We start from the raw sequence: 14,536 nt of genomic DNA on the forward strand, positions 1-14,536 counted from the left end.
GACTTAAACATATTTACTCTAATAGCTTATTAACTGCTATTATAAACTCAGCATGTGACCATACTAAAGGAGTCACTGAAGTAGGTTCAAAAGTTTCTGGATCTACTTGTTCTGGCAGAAAACCGGTAGGTAATGCTCTATTTACCACCCATGATATATATTCAAGAGCTTTGTTTTTATCACCAATATCAGCAAAATATTCAGCTATCCATAAAGTCGTAATAATCCATGGATTAGGACTACTTTTTCTCCTCTGATACATATCATTTTCGTACCTAATTATACCACCATTTACCTTTAATTTGCTCTCAATTGCTTGAATAGTGTTTTTCATGATAGGACTATTTGGTTCTATCATTCCAAAGAACATTGGAGAGTACATACTTGAATCTATGGTAAAATCTGTATTTCCATCCTCATCTATTCTTCTAATAAATCTTCCATTATAAACCATCTTCTTTAATGTTACCTCCTTTAGCGTATTTGCTGTATCTACAAGATCTTCACTCAAAATTTCATCACCCATGTCGTGAGCTATTTTAGAACCCTTTATCAAAGCTCCATAAACTGTTGAGACTGTATAAATGTGAACGCCATATCGCTCTTCCCATAAGTCAAAGGATGGTTTAGGTAGACCTTCTTCCATAAAATTCATCATAAATTTTAATGAGGGCTTTACAAATTTCTTATATAATTTAGCTATCTCGTCTATATCTCCATACTTCTCATAATAGCTTCCTATCGCCCAAACTTCTAACGCTGTCTCGTCCTCTTGTATTGGATATATTCCCTTTCCCCTTAAGTACCATGGGTGCCATGAACTAGCTAGCGTTCTATTCGGATTATATTTATGGTATAAGAATCCTTCTGAACTTAACAGATCCGAAATAAAATTGAAGTGCCTTAGAGCTAATTCCTTATAACCAGCTAACTGTAAGGCGTATGTGGAAATAGCCCCGTCCCTGGGCCAACAATATTGGTATGAATCCCCATAAAGCTTAACAAATGAGAAGTCGGAAGAGGCTATTATTGACCCATTTACATCCATGTGATTCCTAATAGTAAACACACTTACCTGATAAATTTTTCTTATGTTATCTAGTAAATGGAGGTCTCTTTGGTTTCTAAGCCAGTTTCTCCAAAACATATACGTTAATGTGAAAGAAGATTCCACGTTTGCAAAGTTAATCTTCCTCATATTACGTCTTAAGCTCTCTAAGTTTCGATCTGCTACGATAACATAGTATATCTTTGAAAACGATTTAGGATCTATCTTTATCTCGATCCCTAAAGCAGAGTTAACGTCTCCATTTTCAATGCTATTCTTACCTAAATAACCATCATAAAGATCACTAACTAAGTCACCTTTACCTACGGTATAGTCTGAAAATGAGTAGGTTGTTGTGAATGCTCTAAAACCCAGATACCTCTTGGACTTATAATGAATTAACGAATATGTGTAAGGATCATAAAATGCAGTATCCCCAAATGGGTTAGCGTACAGGTTTATATCATGAATAAAAAATAATTTAACGTTCTTCTCAGAGTTACTTTCATTTAAGATTTTTATGATTGAATAAAAAATTGGTTCATCTAAGTCTACAAAGTTGTATGATGTTATTGATAGGTTAAGTTTATCAATCGTATGCTTAATTTCCACAATATTCGTGTAATCTAGGTAAGATACTTCAGTCTTCCACTCCTCATCTAATGACAGTTTACCATCATGCCAAATAGCTAACCTAATAGGGTTCCCAGCAGTTTGATTTTCCATTCCTATGTAAGGATAATAGAGGTCTATTATCCTTCCTTTTTCATCGAAGTTTATTAAGATTCTGCCATTGCCCGCAGACGAAACTCTCATAATTGATCGCTCTAGGTTAAAATAGTCTCATGTAACTTACTACCGGCATTTATAACCTTATGAGGATAAACTTTAGAATTAATTATTTCACTGCCCTCGCCTATTATAACGTCATCAGCTATAACACTATTTATAACTTTGACCGGTTTATCCTTTGTAGACCTCAACTCAACGTGCCTAGCTATAACTGAGTTTTCAATATATGCATAATCACCTATGAAATTCCTATCCATTATGGCACTCCTTATTATCTTCACACCCTCTCCTATAATAGTAAAGTTATCAATGTTTGACTCTTCAATATACGTTACATCTCCTATTTGACAATGCCTTCCTATCAACACACTTCCTTCTATCTTTATAGATCCCTCCTTAAATTTTCTCTGGATTATTCTTCTTCTTTTTCTCGAATCTGGACTGGTACCTTGAACAAATATACGCCTATTCGGATCTATCCTCCTCCCTCCGATTTCATTATCTGGAAGAGAATTTAGTAGAGTCACCATGGCATCGAGGTATCTCTCAGGTGTACCTATGTCAAACCAAATATCGTTCATAGGATATCCGTAAACTGGATAACCCTTGTTTATTAGATATGGTATTATATCCTTTCCAAAGTCCATTCTACCCATCTTATACATTTCCATTATTTCTTGACTCTTGAAGATCTTCCTAATTTCTGGAGATAGAATATAAATTCCCGTGTTAATTAGGTCAGATGGAGCATCCTCTCTTTTCTTTGGTTTTTCAACAAACCTTTTTATACGATAGTCATCCTGGATATCAGCTACGCCAAATTCACTTAGGTCGCCTTCATGCTTCTTTAACACTATTGTCATCGTTGCACCTCTGTCCTCATGAAACTCTAATACTTTCTTTATATCTAATTTAAATATATTATCGCCTTGAACAACAATTACTGGTTCATTTATATCATAATATTCTATATTTATCCTAACTGAGTCGGCGTTTCCTATACTATCAACTCTGGGCTGATATTTCAAGTGTACTCTAGGCTTAATCTTATACCTTGCCGAGAAACCTATTCCCTCTTTAAAGGTATCAAATAGCGACCTATAATTTACATAACCTCTGACACCAAATATGAATTCTTTAATTCCTTGTTTAGCCAATTCTAGAATAGTATATTCAATTAGGGGTCTATTTAGGAGCCTTACAGTAGCTTTAGATGTTTCTATCGTTAATGGTCTCAATCTTGTAGCCTCTCCCCCTATTGGTATTATTACTTTAACATCCGATAGGCTCCAATTACTCATAAATAATATTACCCTTTATTCACTTATAAAATGTAATGAAAAGGATTATAATAGGTTTTGAAATACATCAACCATTTAGAATTAGGAGAGACTTCTTCTGGAACCCCAGATTTAGACAAAGTTTAGAGGATAGATTTTTCGATACAGAGATGAATAGAGAAATCTTTGAAAGAATTAAGAGAAATTGTTACATTCCAGCTACTACAACTATTCTCAATTCAATAGAGCATGCTGAGGAGGAAGGAAGAGATGTGAAGTACTTCTTCTCGTTGTCTGGAACCTTTTTAGAACAAGCGGAGAGATGGGGGAAGGAGGTTATAGAATTGTTTCAACAACTAGCTTATACCCATAAGGTAGAATTTCTCTCACAAACATATTTTCACTCTGTGACTGGTTTATGGGAAGATAAAGCTGAGTGGAGAGAACAAGTAAAAATGCATAAAAAGTTAATAGAATCATATTTTAAACAGACACCAGTAACCTTTGAAAATACTGAATTAATAACCAATAAGAGTATAATAGAGGAAGCGGAGAAATTTGGCTTCAAGAACATCGTCCTAGAGGGAACCGAAAGTAATTTGAAAGGGAGAAGCCCTAATTACATCTACAGATTGAAAGGACACGAGATATCAATTCTATTTAGAAATTATAGATTAAGTGATGATATTGCTTTTAGATTTTCAAATAGGAAATGGGATCAGTATCCCTTAACTGCCTCTAAATTTGCTGACTGGATAAGTATGAGTGAAGGTAACGTTGGACTAATATTTATTGATTATGAGACTTTTGGAGAGCATCACAAGGCTGATACTGGCATTCTAGAATTTTTAGAATGGCTACCTAAGGAGTTAAATAATAGGGGAGTTGAAATGGTTCTACCTAAGGAAGTTCATAACGATGCCTATAACGAAATAGACATAACTGAAACTTCATCATGGGCTGATATTGAAAAGAACGAGAAGAGTTGGTTAGGAAATATAATGCAATGGGCTTATGACGATGCCGTAAGAAGAGCTGAAATGCCGTCTAGGGAACTGGGGAGTGATTACTTAAAGGTTTGGAGATATTTCACGACCAGTGATAACTACTATTATCTTTTCTTGGGTTCAGGAGGACCGGCAGAGGTTCATTCATATTTTAGCTCATTTGGTTCTCCTATTGACGCCTTTATAAATGAGTTTTACGCTATATTAACATTTCTCCATGAGGAATTAGCTAAGCTGAACATTAAAAATGAACCCTACATTTTTATGGTAAATGGTAAGAGGTCTTCAATAGCTTGGAATGAGAAAGAGTTCATGGAAGTAATTATGCGAGACGAGAAATTTAAGGAACATTTAAAATACTTAAAGGAGTGGTTAAGGAAATGAAGAGAATAGAATCAATATGGCTTCCAGAGAATGTCAAGAACGTATGGATGATAACTTTTGAACTACAAAAGGTCGCAAGCTTAGGTGGATTAGGTAATGCAGTATATAACATGGCTAAACATTTGGCTCAGAAAGGTTATAATGTGACTATTTTCATGCCATCCCATGGTAGGCATTTAAGCGAGTATTATAGATCAATATTAAAACTAAATTATATAGATCTTAGAGTCGAAGGATATAGAAAAGGTACTGATAATAACTACTATCCTTATAAAATAGGATTTGAAGAAGGTACCTTAGATAATTTTAAGGTTATATTAGTTAAAGGTTTAGATCAAACGACTGGCAGAATCTTAGACACGTGGAACATTTATGATAATACACTAGAAAAATCTGCCTTATTATCTAGGGGATTAGAGGGATATATACTAAGCAAACTACCTAATGATGTACCAGATCTAATACATGCTCAAGACTGGCATGCAGTTGTACCAGCAGTAAGGATTAAACAAATATTGGAAGAGAGAAAGATCGTTGTACCATTAGTGTATACAATTCATTTGTTAAATAAAGTGGATGTTCCTTGGCATTATGCTTCTCAAGACTGGTCTGGTATTGAAGATTGTAATCATTACGTTTGGATGGTTTCTAAGCATAATCTTTACAAATATTCCTATGTCTGGGACTCATTATCTAATGGATATATTGAGAAATTTGGATGCTATGAAGCTGATGTAGTAACAACTGTAAGTTATAGTTATCTAACTTTCGACGTTTTCAATCTAGTAGGAAGCTGGATAGCTAATAAGTCTTGCATAACGTACAATGGCACTGATTGGGACGTTAATGAGATAGAAAATAAAATAATGAAATTTTATGAGACAAAAAATAGGAGAGAGCTTAGAAGAAGGCTTCTATCTTCCTTGAATGCATTGAGGGCTATACCAGATGATTACACAACTGGAAATATTCTATGGAATAATAAAAACAGGATTGGAATACGTGACGATTGGACTTACGACAACTTAGGAGAAGGCCCTCTGCTGTTGTTCACCGGAAGAATAGTGTATCAGAAAGGGATAGATCTATTATTAAGAGCTATGAAGTTAGTAGTAAATGAGATCAGCAATGCTAGGCTTATTGTGCTCGGAATACCTTCCGGAGATTATAACTTATTGTGGGACATTATAGATAGAGCGTCAGAAATTAAAGACAATGTAAGATTGATACTAGGGAGAATTGATCCAGACCTATATAAGATATATCATTATGCATCCTCAGTGTTCGTAATACCCTCAAGATGGGAACCATTCGGAATAAATGCAATAGAAGCAATGTCGTTAGGATTGCCAGTTATAGCTTATGCCGTTGGTGGTTTAAGGGAAACGGTAGTTGACATTAGAGAAGATTTAGAGCATGGAACTGGAATATTGGTGAAGCCAGAGAGCATTGACGACTTGGCCAAGGCTATAAAAGTTGCAATATATCTATCAGAAGCCTCGGAAAATAATAACTATGATCTTTTAACTAAAGTTCAAGACTATATACAGATAAAGGATGTGAATTATTGGAATAAGGTTAGGGAAAACTCCATTAAGAGGGTTGATAGTAAATTTAGATGGGAAGCCGTGATAAATTCCCTTACTGAATGCTACAAAAAAGCATTAGAGATGGCTAAATACAGAGCTCTGGCGTCATTTTAGGGGCCTTGATAAAAGGAGGACGAAGTTAGAGAGGAGGTCAATATGAATATAGAGGAAGCTCTAGATCGAAAAGATATTTTAACACTTCTGGATTCATTGAGAGAAATCCTTAGAATGTTAAGGAGTAAAAGAAAGGAGAAAAGGGATATCGCGTGGAAATGTATAAACTTTATTATAGAGAGTGGAAATTCAAATAAATTAGAAAAATATAAGGGATATTTAAGATCATTATTATGGAATAGCTATCAAAACATTAGAGATGATGCGTGGAAAAATTTGAATATTTATAAGGCAATTAATGTTAAAGGAATAGAGAGAGCTCTGAAAGCGAATTCTGATAAGATTAAATGGTCAGCGTGGAGTAACGTCTTAGAGCTAATAAACTTAGGGTTAGTTGAAAGGAGTATAGTGTTATCAATCAGAAATTCGTATTGGAGATTATTAAAAAGTAGATACTCTACTGTAAGAAAGAAAGCTTGGAGAATGTTCGTTACTTTGGTTAAGGAAGGAATATTTTATTCTACGGAAGATAAAGAGAGATTTCTTAATTTTTTGAAACATAGAAAAGCCAATATAAGGATATATGCGTGGAGAGCGGCTCTTGAATTGACTAACACTGGCTTCATATCAAAAGAAGAATTAAAGGCATACGGAAAATATCTCGAAGAGCTTACCTTAAGAAAAAGTAAAATTAAAAAGTTAGCTGAAAAATTAATTAAAGACTTAACTTGAAAATCGGTATTGTGGGTGGAGGAATAACCGGTTTATTCTCTGCTTATTATCTTCTCAAAGAGGGATTAGACGATATCACTATCTACGAGAAAAATTTCTTAGGAGCTGGGTCGATACATGCTGCAGGGTTGATTGAGCCGTATAGATTTGATAGAATAAATACTACAAGTATGATTATAAAAATGATAAATTATAAAATTTATAAATCTACTGAAATAAAAGAAGTTAACAAATCATGGCTTGTAGAATTATTAAGAAATCTGAATAAAAGCCCTCCTGACTATGTGTGGAGCGAGATTAAGAAAATGGCTGATTTTTCTCTTAAAGAGTACAAAAGGCTAGCTGAGGAGAAAAATGATTTTGATTATCACGATGATGGTTTACTAGAGGTTTATAAGAATCAAAAGGAACTTGAAAAAGGCATAGAGGATGAGAAGAGAAGCCCTTTTAAACCTAAATTTGAGGTAGCTGAAGTAGAAGGATTTGTCGGTGGAATTTTCTTCCCAGAATTAAGTAGAATTTCTACAGAGAAATTTATAGAAAGAATGAGAAGAGAACTCAAAGAAATAAGAGTAATAAATAAGGAAGTTAAGAAGGTAACGAGAAATGGATATATAGATGATGAAAAATACGATATAGTAGTTGTTTCAGCTGGAATTTGGACTAAGAACCTAAATTTACCGGTAACGGCATTTAAGGGATATGGTTATAGAATTAAAGGAGTAGCTAAAATAAGTAAAGCTTTTGTATTAGCTGAGGAAGGAGTTGCTGTCTCTCCACTTAGCGATCACATAAAAATTACTGGAGGATTTGATGCAGATTTCTCATATAATTCTGACAGAGCAGAATTATTTTTGAAAAGGGTAAAAAATCTGATCGATATCTCTTCCGTTATGGATCTTAAAATGGGATTTAGACCATGTTCACCGGATGGCTTTCCTATACTTGGGAAAGAAGGGAATCTTATAATAGCAACTGGAGGTTGCAGATTAGGATGGAGTTATGGACCAGCTATGGGAAGATATGTGACAGACTTAGCGTTAAATAAAATTAGTAATATAGATTATTTCTCTAGATATATAGTTAATATAAGTCAACTCTCTCTTTAATTCCAAAAAATTAGAGATCCGGTTATATGAAATAATTTAAACCATTAGAAGATAAAGTATTATTGATGAGCGACTCGCAAGAACTTAGAAGAAAATTAATTGAAGCTAAGAAGTTGATTCTAGACGGATTTGTAGAACAGGGAATTGATTTATTATCTAAGACCATAACTTCAGAAAATATTAAGGAGTCTAACTGGGTTATTTGTAACATAATAGACGCGGCAGAATGTAAAGCGGTAGTGAGTGTTTTAGATTCCTTAGGGAAGATATTCAATATATCAGTTTGTGCTAATGTTAAGAGAATACCTTACTGTTACGCGATTCTGAAAAAAACAAGTGAAAACGTAGATTTAGCATTAGAGGCAATAATTTCGTCCGGAAAAAAAGATCAATTAGACAAATTGTATAGTGAGATTATAAACATGAACGTTAGTGCTGAATTTTTAATAAAGATTGCAAATGCATATAAAAAGTTGGGAGCTATTAAAGAATCTAATGAGATAATTAAAAAGATATGTGAAAGTGGTGTAAAAGAAGCGTGTGAAAATATTAAAGATATAATAAGTAAGGTAATGTGATGAGAAAGACAAAAATAGTTGCCACTTTAGGACCTTCATCAGAAGATAAAATTCATGAATTGAGTGCTTTCGTTGATGTTTTCAGGATAAACTTAGCTCATGGTAATGAAGAATCTCACAAAAAGTATTTTGACCTATTAAAAGATTATGCATCTAATTCTAGCATTCTAGCTGATCTGCCTGGACCTAAATTAAGGATAGGAGATCTTAAAAAACCAATAGAATTGAAAAAAGGAGACAGAATAATATTTTCGCAAAATGAGGGAGTACCAGTTAGTGATGAACTGTTTTACTCTGCAGTAAAAGAGGGATCGTATGTACTGATAGCCGATGGTACTATAAGAGTTAAAATAATCTCAGTGAGTAAAAACAAGGTAGAGGGAATAGTAGAAGAAGAAGGAATCCTAATGCCTAGAAAGGGAATAAACATACCTAATGTGAATCTCAAATCTGGAATTACGGAAAACGATATAAAGCTACTTAAGAAAGCATTAGATTTAGGAGCTGATTACATAGGTCTGTCTTTTGTCATCAGTGAAAACGATATACAGAAGATTAAGGAGATTGTAGGGGATGATGTATGGGTAATAGCTAAGATAGAGAAGAGTGAAGCTCTGAAAAACTTAGTTAATATAACAAAGGTTTCAGATGGGATAATGGTAGCTAGAGGAGACCTAGGTGTGGAGATAGGATTAGAAAACCTACCATTAGTTCAAAGGAAGATTGTAAAAGTAGCTAGAACTTTCGGTAAACCAGTCATATTAGCCACTCAAGTTTTGACTTCAATGATAAATAATCAACTACCAACTAGAGCGGAAATTATCGATATTTCGAATTCTATAATCCAAGGAGTAGATTCAATTATGCTAAGCGATGAAACTGCAATTGGCAATTATCCCATAGAGAGTGTAAAAGTGTTACATAACATTATAACCAACGTGGAAAAGAGTGTAAAACATAGAGCAATAAGACCCCTAAATAATGAAGATGATGCTATTGCATTAGCAGCAGTAAATGCGTCAAAAATTTCTAAGGCTGACGCGATATTAGTTTACAGTAGATCAGGTAACTCAATCCTACGCATATCTAGGCTGAGACCACAAAAAGAAATCATAGGCATATGCCCTAATTATAAACTAGCTAGGAGGTTTAAATTATGTTATGCTGTAGTTCCAGCTGTAATTGATAAAAAAGTTGACACATTAGATCAAATAGTTGAAAAATCTCTTGAGACCGCTAAAAACGGTAATTATAAAAAGGTTGTAATTGTCGGTGGGGATCCTAAGCAAGAGGAAGGAAAAACTAATTTTATCATTATCAAAATTATTAGCTAATTTTTTAAATGATGAACTTCCAGGCTCAGTGATTGATGAGCAAATGGTTGCAAGAACTGACAAAGTGAGGATAAGCCTTGCCCTTGTAGGGCTAGGAGAATATCAGTATGAATAAAAGTTAATAATCGGTTTTAGAGGAAAATAATGAGTAAATATGGATTATTATTTCGGAAACTTTAAGGATGTTAAAATAGAGGAAGTACAAGTAAGAGGATCAAGAGATGCATACATACAATGGCTCATAACAAGACAGCACGGTAACGAAAAGTATGCCGTAAGACACTTCATTATTAAGCCTAAAGGAATTATAGCCCATCATAAACATAAATACACGGAAACTCTAGTAATTCTAAAAGGAAAAGGTAAAGTATGTGCAAACGGTGATGCGAGGGAAGTTAAATACGGAGATTTCGTCTTCATAAATTCTGATGTTCCACACGAATTAATAAATGAAAATGATGAGGATTTTGAATTCATTTGTATAATCTCTTATGAAGATGATATGAGAATAACTCCACTTCAAGATAACTGCGGAAAGCACGCATAACCTAATCCATTTACTGTTTCTTACTCTAATGTTTTTAACCTTTCCCTTTAGCTTTAAAATCAAATCTTATAATACACTACCTATGGATCCAAAGGAAGTTTTAACAGAATATAGTATAAAGTATGTGAAGGATATTAACATAATTGGATTAGGTACAGGTAAGACTATCAGAAAGCTAATAGAAGTCATGAGCAAGCACGAGGATTTAAAGAAAGATAAATTATTCGTTGCTAGCTCCATCGATACTGAAATAGAATTGTCTAAAAACAATTTTAATGTAATTACGCTCTTCTCTGGAATAAGACCCCAAGTATATATTGATAGCTTCGATACAATAACGCAAGATGGAATCTTAATTAAAGGTGGAGGAGGAGCACTATTTAGGGAGAAACTTCTCACTTATTTTTCACAAAAGAGAATTTTTATTGGAGATTCGAATAAAATGAAAAGGAATAAATTATATGAAGTACCAGTGGAAGTTATTAGCGTGAGTATAAATTATATTATGAAATACTTAGAAGATAACGGATACGCCGTTAAGTATAGAGAAGGCTCTGGAAAGATTGGTCCGGTAATAAGCGACAACGGAAACGCAATATTAGATGTTGTAGTAAAAGCCGAAGAGTTATGTAAATTTAATGAAATAATTAAAAAGATACCGGGTATAGTTGAAACTGGAGTGTTTTGTAAAGACTTATACGATAAAGTAATAATAGCTGATGAAAATGGAAGAATAGAAGAAATAGTAAGGAGTTCAGACCTTTAACCCACTTAATCCCCCAATACCAAATCACCTCTAAATAGTTCAGCCATCTTGTTATTCAAAAATCTAATATAAATTTCACTTTAGATTTCTTTACATTTATTATTAATATAAAAATTATTCATGAGCTAGAATCAATTTTATATTAAATTGGAAACCCATCTCCTCAATTCTTCAACAATTTCATGTGAACGGCAATTTAATTATCTTTTTGATATAATCATAAATATAATGTATCTTCAAGAATGGGTTTATCTAGATCTAGGATAAGGCCCATTTATATATAGCCTTAAGAACCTCTGGGGCAACCTCAACATATAGCGAGTATAAGATATTCTAAGATGATAATAGCAGTAAATAAGGATAAGAGCTCATACATCGCTGATTCTTGATAATGCAGATTACAAAAGTGAGGAAAGCTTAATCCTTAATGACGGGAATGGAAAAATTCTTGAAGCCAATTCTATATGCAGACGAGAGGGATTCTCTGAGCCTCTCGACTGCCCCTCACATGAGAGATGTAATTCCGAATCAATAAGGGAACCAATGAGACGCGCTAAGGGAATCACCACCCTTTAGGGCAGGGAGGAAGTCAGTTAATAGATAGTAGGTGATACAGTAAAACTCTGTGAAGTAATGGGAAAAATTAAAAAGATTTTAGTATAAATACAATATTTATGATATCTGATATAAAAACTGATTTAGGAATATAAAGGTTTCGTAGGATACACATATTACAATAGTAATCGGCATTATTAATTGATGGTATCTGAATATATAGAACTGGAATTAGAGAGACTTGAAGGCCATGCGTTAAGAAGAGTGAAAGGCATTCCAAATAATAGAAGATTATGGGTATTAACGTGCATGGATGAAAAGTTCATATAGAACAAGCTTTAGGCATACAGCCTGATAATACACATATCTTCAGAAACGCTGGTGGAATAGTAACTGATGACGCTATAAGATCTGTCACGTTAACTACAAATTTCTTCGGAACTAAGGAGATAATTGTAGTAACGCATACTGATTGTGGAATGTTTAGGTTTACTGGAAAAGAGGGCGATTGAATACTTTAAAGGAAAAGGAATAAAGCCCACAGAGATTCAATTAGACCCCTTATTACCTGCGTTTCGACTCTCTTCAGAAGAAGATTTCATAAAATGGTTTAAATTCTATCAGGATTTAGGTGTAAACTCTCCTGACGAAATGGCGATTAAAAACGTGGGAATCCTAAGAAATCATCCTCTAATAACTATGGATGTTAAAATATCGGGTTATGTATATGAGGTAAAAACGCATAGGCTAAGGAAGCCTAATCGGTTAGTATGTGCTGAAACACCAGATTTCAACACGGTATTGTAACAAAAACTTAGAAATACCATGTTCATAAAGGTGCGGGGGACGGGATTTGAACCCGCGTAGGCCTTCGCCAGCGGATCTCTTACATAAGGGTCTTGAGTCCGCCCCCTTTGACCAGCTCGGGCACCCCCGCAATAAAAATCTTAGTTTTCAAGCCTTAAAAGATTTTACATCTTTTTAAGCACTAGAGAAGTTAAAGTTGACCTAACACCCTTAACTGCTCTTATACTCTCGATTATTTGGTTCAATTCGTTTGAATCTCTAGCCTCCACTTTTACTATAATATCGTAATCGCCAGAGATTTCCATAACTTCTTTTACACCATGAATAACTGATATACGTCTAGTTACTGCAGTGGTATAAACGTTTGAATCACACTTAACTGAAATCATAGCTTCTATATGTTCCGGTGGTCTAGGCTTTAGTACTCTCCCAGTCACTTCCTCAGCTAATTCTAACAAGTCTACATCTCTGTAAAATCTTATGGTTGGATTAGATTTGATTTTAGCTAATATCTGATCTAATTCGATCTCACTTAGTTTTACTCCTAGTTTGTCGTATTTGTCTCTTAAAGCGTGTTTACCAGTATATTTATCTATGGTGTAGTCTCTTGACCTGCCAAAAGTCTCTGGTGGCATAAACTCGTACGTCTTTGGATCGCTTAAAACTCCAGCTACGTGAACTCCAGCTTTATGCACAAAAGCATAATCCCCAGTTATTGGATAGTTTGGTGGCATAGGAATTCCGCTATATTTCTCGACTATACTAGATACATATTGCAATTTATCTAATTTTACTACCTCTATATTGAAATGATACTTTATTGCAGCTGCAATCTGTTGTAGGGGAGTTATGCCTACTCTTTCCCCCAACCCGTTAACGGTTGTGTGAATTATTGTAGCCCCGCCCTCTATTGCAGCCAACGAATTGGCTACTGCTAGTCCTAAATCGTTATGAGCATGTATATCAAACTCTAAGTTTTTGACTTCTCTTGCTAGATAGCTAAATAATTCTTTAGTTTTTGAAGGATATAAGATACCTACCGTATCCGCTATGCTTACCCTATCTGCTCCAGAGTCTCTTGCCGTCTTACATACTATCGTCAAGAAGTTTAGATCCGTTCTAGAACCATCTTCTGCTGTAAATCTTACCTTTACCCCATGAGATTTAGCATAACTTATCGTCTCTGCTATAACGTTTAACGCTTCTTCTCTAGACGCCTTATGTTTTGCTTTCAAATGAATATCACTAACCCCATAAAATATTGCTATCCTATCAACCTCCAATTCAGCAGCAATTTCTATATCCCTTTTAACCGCCCTACTATGACCAACTATTTCAGATGTTATTATACCCTCTTTTTTCATTTTTACTATTCTCTTTATCCCTTCATGAATATCTGGAGAGACTGCAGGATGTCCTGCTTCTATCATAGAAACTCCTAAATCAGATAAAGCCTTAGCTATTTCGACTCTTTGATCAATATTAAATACAACACCAGGAGTTTGTTCACCTTCTCTAAGAGTTGAATCTAATATACCAACTTTTATCATTGGAAAAAGAGATTAAGTAAAGGATATATAATAAATTCGGTAAAGAGGGGTTCGAAATTAGAATTATTTAAGAATGCTTAGTATCAACTGATTAACATTCTCAATACCTATCTTTTGATAATACTTTTGCAATATTTCAGCTACTAACTCATAGAACTCCTTATTTTTCTTAACTTCCTCCAAATGATTAGTGTAAATATAGATTATAGAGGTCTTAATATCCTTGCTACTTTTCAAATCTAGCTCTATTTCATCTAAGATTCTAGCTAGAGCATTATAATTTATTTTCCCTTTATACCCTTTTAATTTTCTAAATTCTTCTTCTTCTAAGATTGACATGAGAC

The 14,536-nt window shown here is 34.2% G+C and carries 15 protein-coding genes and 1 tRNA gene; 11 read left to right on the forward strand and 5 right to left on the reverse strand.

Translation table 11 applies throughout. From position 1 onward, the window contains the following. Positions 1-13: 13 nt before the first annotated feature. Both BFU36_RS01470 and BFU36_RS01475 read right to left on the reverse strand, forming a co-directional pair. Complete coding sequence (locus BFU36_RS01470; protein ID WP_069281659.1) at positions 14-1,864, reverse strand: glycoside hydrolase family 15 protein; 1,851 nt, start codon at positions 1,862-1,864, stop codon at positions 14-16. 11 nt (positions 1,865-1,875) lie between these two features. Beyond that, on the reverse strand, positions 1,876-3,141 hold the full coding sequence (locus BFU36_RS01475; RefSeq protein ID WP_069281661.1) for an NDP-sugar synthase: 1,266 nt from the start codon (positions 3,139-3,141) through the stop codon (positions 1,876-1,878). A gap of 35 nt (positions 3,142-3,176) precedes the next feature. On the opposite strand from BFU36_RS01475, the gene BFU36_RS01480 reads away from it, so the two are divergent. The 11 genes from BFU36_RS01480 (at position 3,177) to BFU36_RS14455 (ending at position 12,642) form a co-directional block, all read left to right on the forward strand. After that, positions 3,177-4,511 (forward strand): glycoside hydrolase family 57 protein, encoded by a 1,335-nt coding sequence (locus BFU36_RS01480; RefSeq protein WP_069281663.1) that lies wholly within the window; start codon positions 3,177-3,179, stop codon positions 4,509-4,511. After that, positions 4,508-6,214, forward strand: coding sequence for a glycosyltransferase (locus BFU36_RS01485; protein ID WP_069284531.1), 1,707 nt, complete (start codon positions 4,508-4,510; stop codon positions 6,212-6,214). Before BFU36_RS01480 ends, BFU36_RS01485 begins: the two co-directional genes overlap by 4 nt. A 42-nt stretch (positions 6,215-6,256) precedes the next feature. Next, positions 6,257-6,946, forward strand: a complete 690-nt coding sequence (locus BFU36_RS01490; protein ID WP_069281665.1) for a hypothetical protein — start codon at positions 6,257-6,259, stop codon at positions 6,944-6,946. After that, a complete protein-coding gene (locus BFU36_RS01495; protein ID WP_069281667.1) occupies positions 6,943-8,055 on the forward strand; it encodes an FAD-dependent oxidoreductase in 1,113 nt (370 codons plus the stop codon). The genes BFU36_RS01490 and BFU36_RS01495 overlap by 4 nt, the downstream gene beginning before the upstream one ends. Before the next feature lie 65 nt (positions 8,056-8,120). Then, positions 8,121-8,633 carry a DUF1955 domain-containing protein gene (locus BFU36_RS01500; protein WP_069281669.1) on the forward strand — a complete coding sequence of 171 codons (513 nt, stop codon included), beginning with the start codon at positions 8,121-8,123 and terminating at the stop codon, positions 8,631-8,633. Continuing rightward, complete coding sequence (gene pyk, locus BFU36_RS01505; RefSeq protein WP_069281671.1) at positions 8,633-9,967, forward strand: pyruvate kinase; 1,335 nt, start codon at positions 8,633-8,635, stop codon at positions 9,965-9,967. Before BFU36_RS01500 ends, pyk begins: the two co-directional genes overlap by 1 nt. A 154-nt stretch (positions 9,968-10,121) precedes the next feature. Beyond that, positions 10,122-10,514, forward strand: coding sequence for a cupin domain-containing protein (locus BFU36_RS01510; protein ID WP_069281673.1), 393 nt, complete (start codon positions 10,122-10,124; stop codon positions 10,512-10,514). Between the two features lie 82 nt (positions 10,515-10,596). Further along, positions 10,597-11,280, forward strand: coding sequence for a ribose 5-phosphate isomerase A (rpiA, locus tag BFU36_RS01515; RefSeq protein ID WP_069281675.1), 684 nt, complete (start codon positions 10,597-10,599; stop codon positions 11,278-11,280). A gap of 759 nt (positions 11,281-12,039) precedes the next feature. Next, positions 12,040-12,165 (forward strand): hypothetical protein, encoded by a 126-nt coding sequence (locus BFU36_RS14445; protein ID WP_269465966.1) that lies wholly within the window; start codon positions 12,040-12,042, stop codon positions 12,163-12,165. Between the two features lie 35 nt (positions 12,166-12,200). Continuing rightward, positions 12,201-12,347 (forward strand): carbonic anhydrase, encoded by a 147-nt coding sequence (locus BFU36_RS14450; protein ID WP_231961282.1) that lies wholly within the window; start codon positions 12,201-12,203, stop codon positions 12,345-12,347. After that, positions 12,310-12,642, forward strand: coding sequence for a hypothetical protein (locus BFU36_RS14455; protein ID WP_231961212.1), 333 nt, complete (start codon positions 12,310-12,312; stop codon positions 12,640-12,642). The genes BFU36_RS14450 and BFU36_RS14455 overlap by 38 nt, the downstream gene beginning before the upstream one ends. Before the next feature lie 31 nt (positions 12,643-12,673). On the opposite strand, the gene BFU36_RS01525 is transcribed toward BFU36_RS14455, so the two are convergent. The 3 genes from BFU36_RS01525 to BFU36_RS01535 form a co-directional block, all read right to left on the reverse strand. Further along, positions 12,674-12,772, reverse strand: a tRNA-Leu gene (locus BFU36_RS01525). Between the two features lie 34 nt (positions 12,773-12,806). Next, positions 12,807-14,192, reverse strand: coding sequence for a homocitrate synthase (gene lysS / locus BFU36_RS01530; protein ID WP_069281677.1), 1,386 nt, complete (start codon positions 14,190-14,192; stop codon positions 12,807-12,809). Positions 14,193-14,255: 63 nt separating this feature from the next. Then, on the reverse strand, positions 14,256-14,531 hold the full coding sequence (locus tag BFU36_RS01535) for a hypothetical protein (RefSeq protein WP_069281679.1): 276 nt from the start codon (positions 14,529-14,531) through the stop codon (positions 14,256-14,258). Positions 14,532-14,536: the final 5 nt, after the last annotated feature.

This window comes from Sulfolobus sp. A20 (assembly GCF_001719125.1).
Taxonomy (GTDB): Archaea; Thermoproteota; Thermoprotei_A; order Sulfolobales; family Sulfolobaceae; genus Saccharolobus.

Bases quoted from the DNA above. Each gene is read 5' to 3' on its own strand.
- rpiA (WP_069281675.1), top strand. From the start codon at position 10,597: ATGGATCCAAAGGAAGTTTTAACAGAATATAGTATAAAGTATGTGAAG.
- BFU36_RS01470 (WP_069281659.1), bottom strand. From the start codon at position 1,864: ATGAGAGTTTCGTCTGCGGGCAATGGCAGAATCTTAATAAACTTCGAT.
- BFU36_RS01485 (WP_069284531.1), top strand. From the start codon at position 4,508: ATGAAGAGAATAGAATCAATATGGCTTCCAGAGAATGTCAAGAACGTA.
- BFU36_RS14445 (WP_269465966.1), top strand. From the start codon at position 12,040: ATGGTATCTGAATATATAGAACTGGAATTAGAGAGACTTGAAGGCCAT.
- BFU36_RS01490 (WP_069281665.1), top strand. From the start codon at position 6,257: ATGAATATAGAGGAAGCTCTAGATCGAAAAGATATTTTAACACTTCTG.
- BFU36_RS01475 (WP_069281661.1), bottom strand. From the start codon at position 3,141: ATGAGTAATTGGAGCCTATCGGATGTTAAAGTAATAATACCAATAGGG.
- BFU36_RS01500 (WP_069281669.1), top strand. From the start codon at position 8,121: ATGAGCGACTCGCAAGAACTTAGAAGAAAATTAATTGAAGCTAAGAAG.
- pyk (WP_069281671.1), top strand. From the start codon at position 8,633: ATGAGAAAGACAAAAATAGTTGCCACTTTAGGACCTTCATCAGAAGAT.
- lysS (WP_069281677.1), bottom strand. From the start codon at position 14,192: ATGATAAAAGTTGGTATATTAGATTCAACTCTTAGAGAAGGTGAACAA.
- BFU36_RS01480 (WP_069281663.1), top strand. From the start codon at position 3,177: ATGAAAAGGATTATAATAGGTTTTGAAATACATCAACCATTTAGAATT.
- BFU36_RS01510 (WP_069281673.1), top strand. From the start codon at position 10,122: ATGGATTATTATTTCGGAAACTTTAAGGATGTTAAAATAGAGGAAGTA.
- BFU36_RS01535 (WP_069281679.1), bottom strand. From the start codon at position 14,531: ATGTCAATCTTAGAAGAAGAAGAATTTAGAAAATTAAAAGGGTATAAA.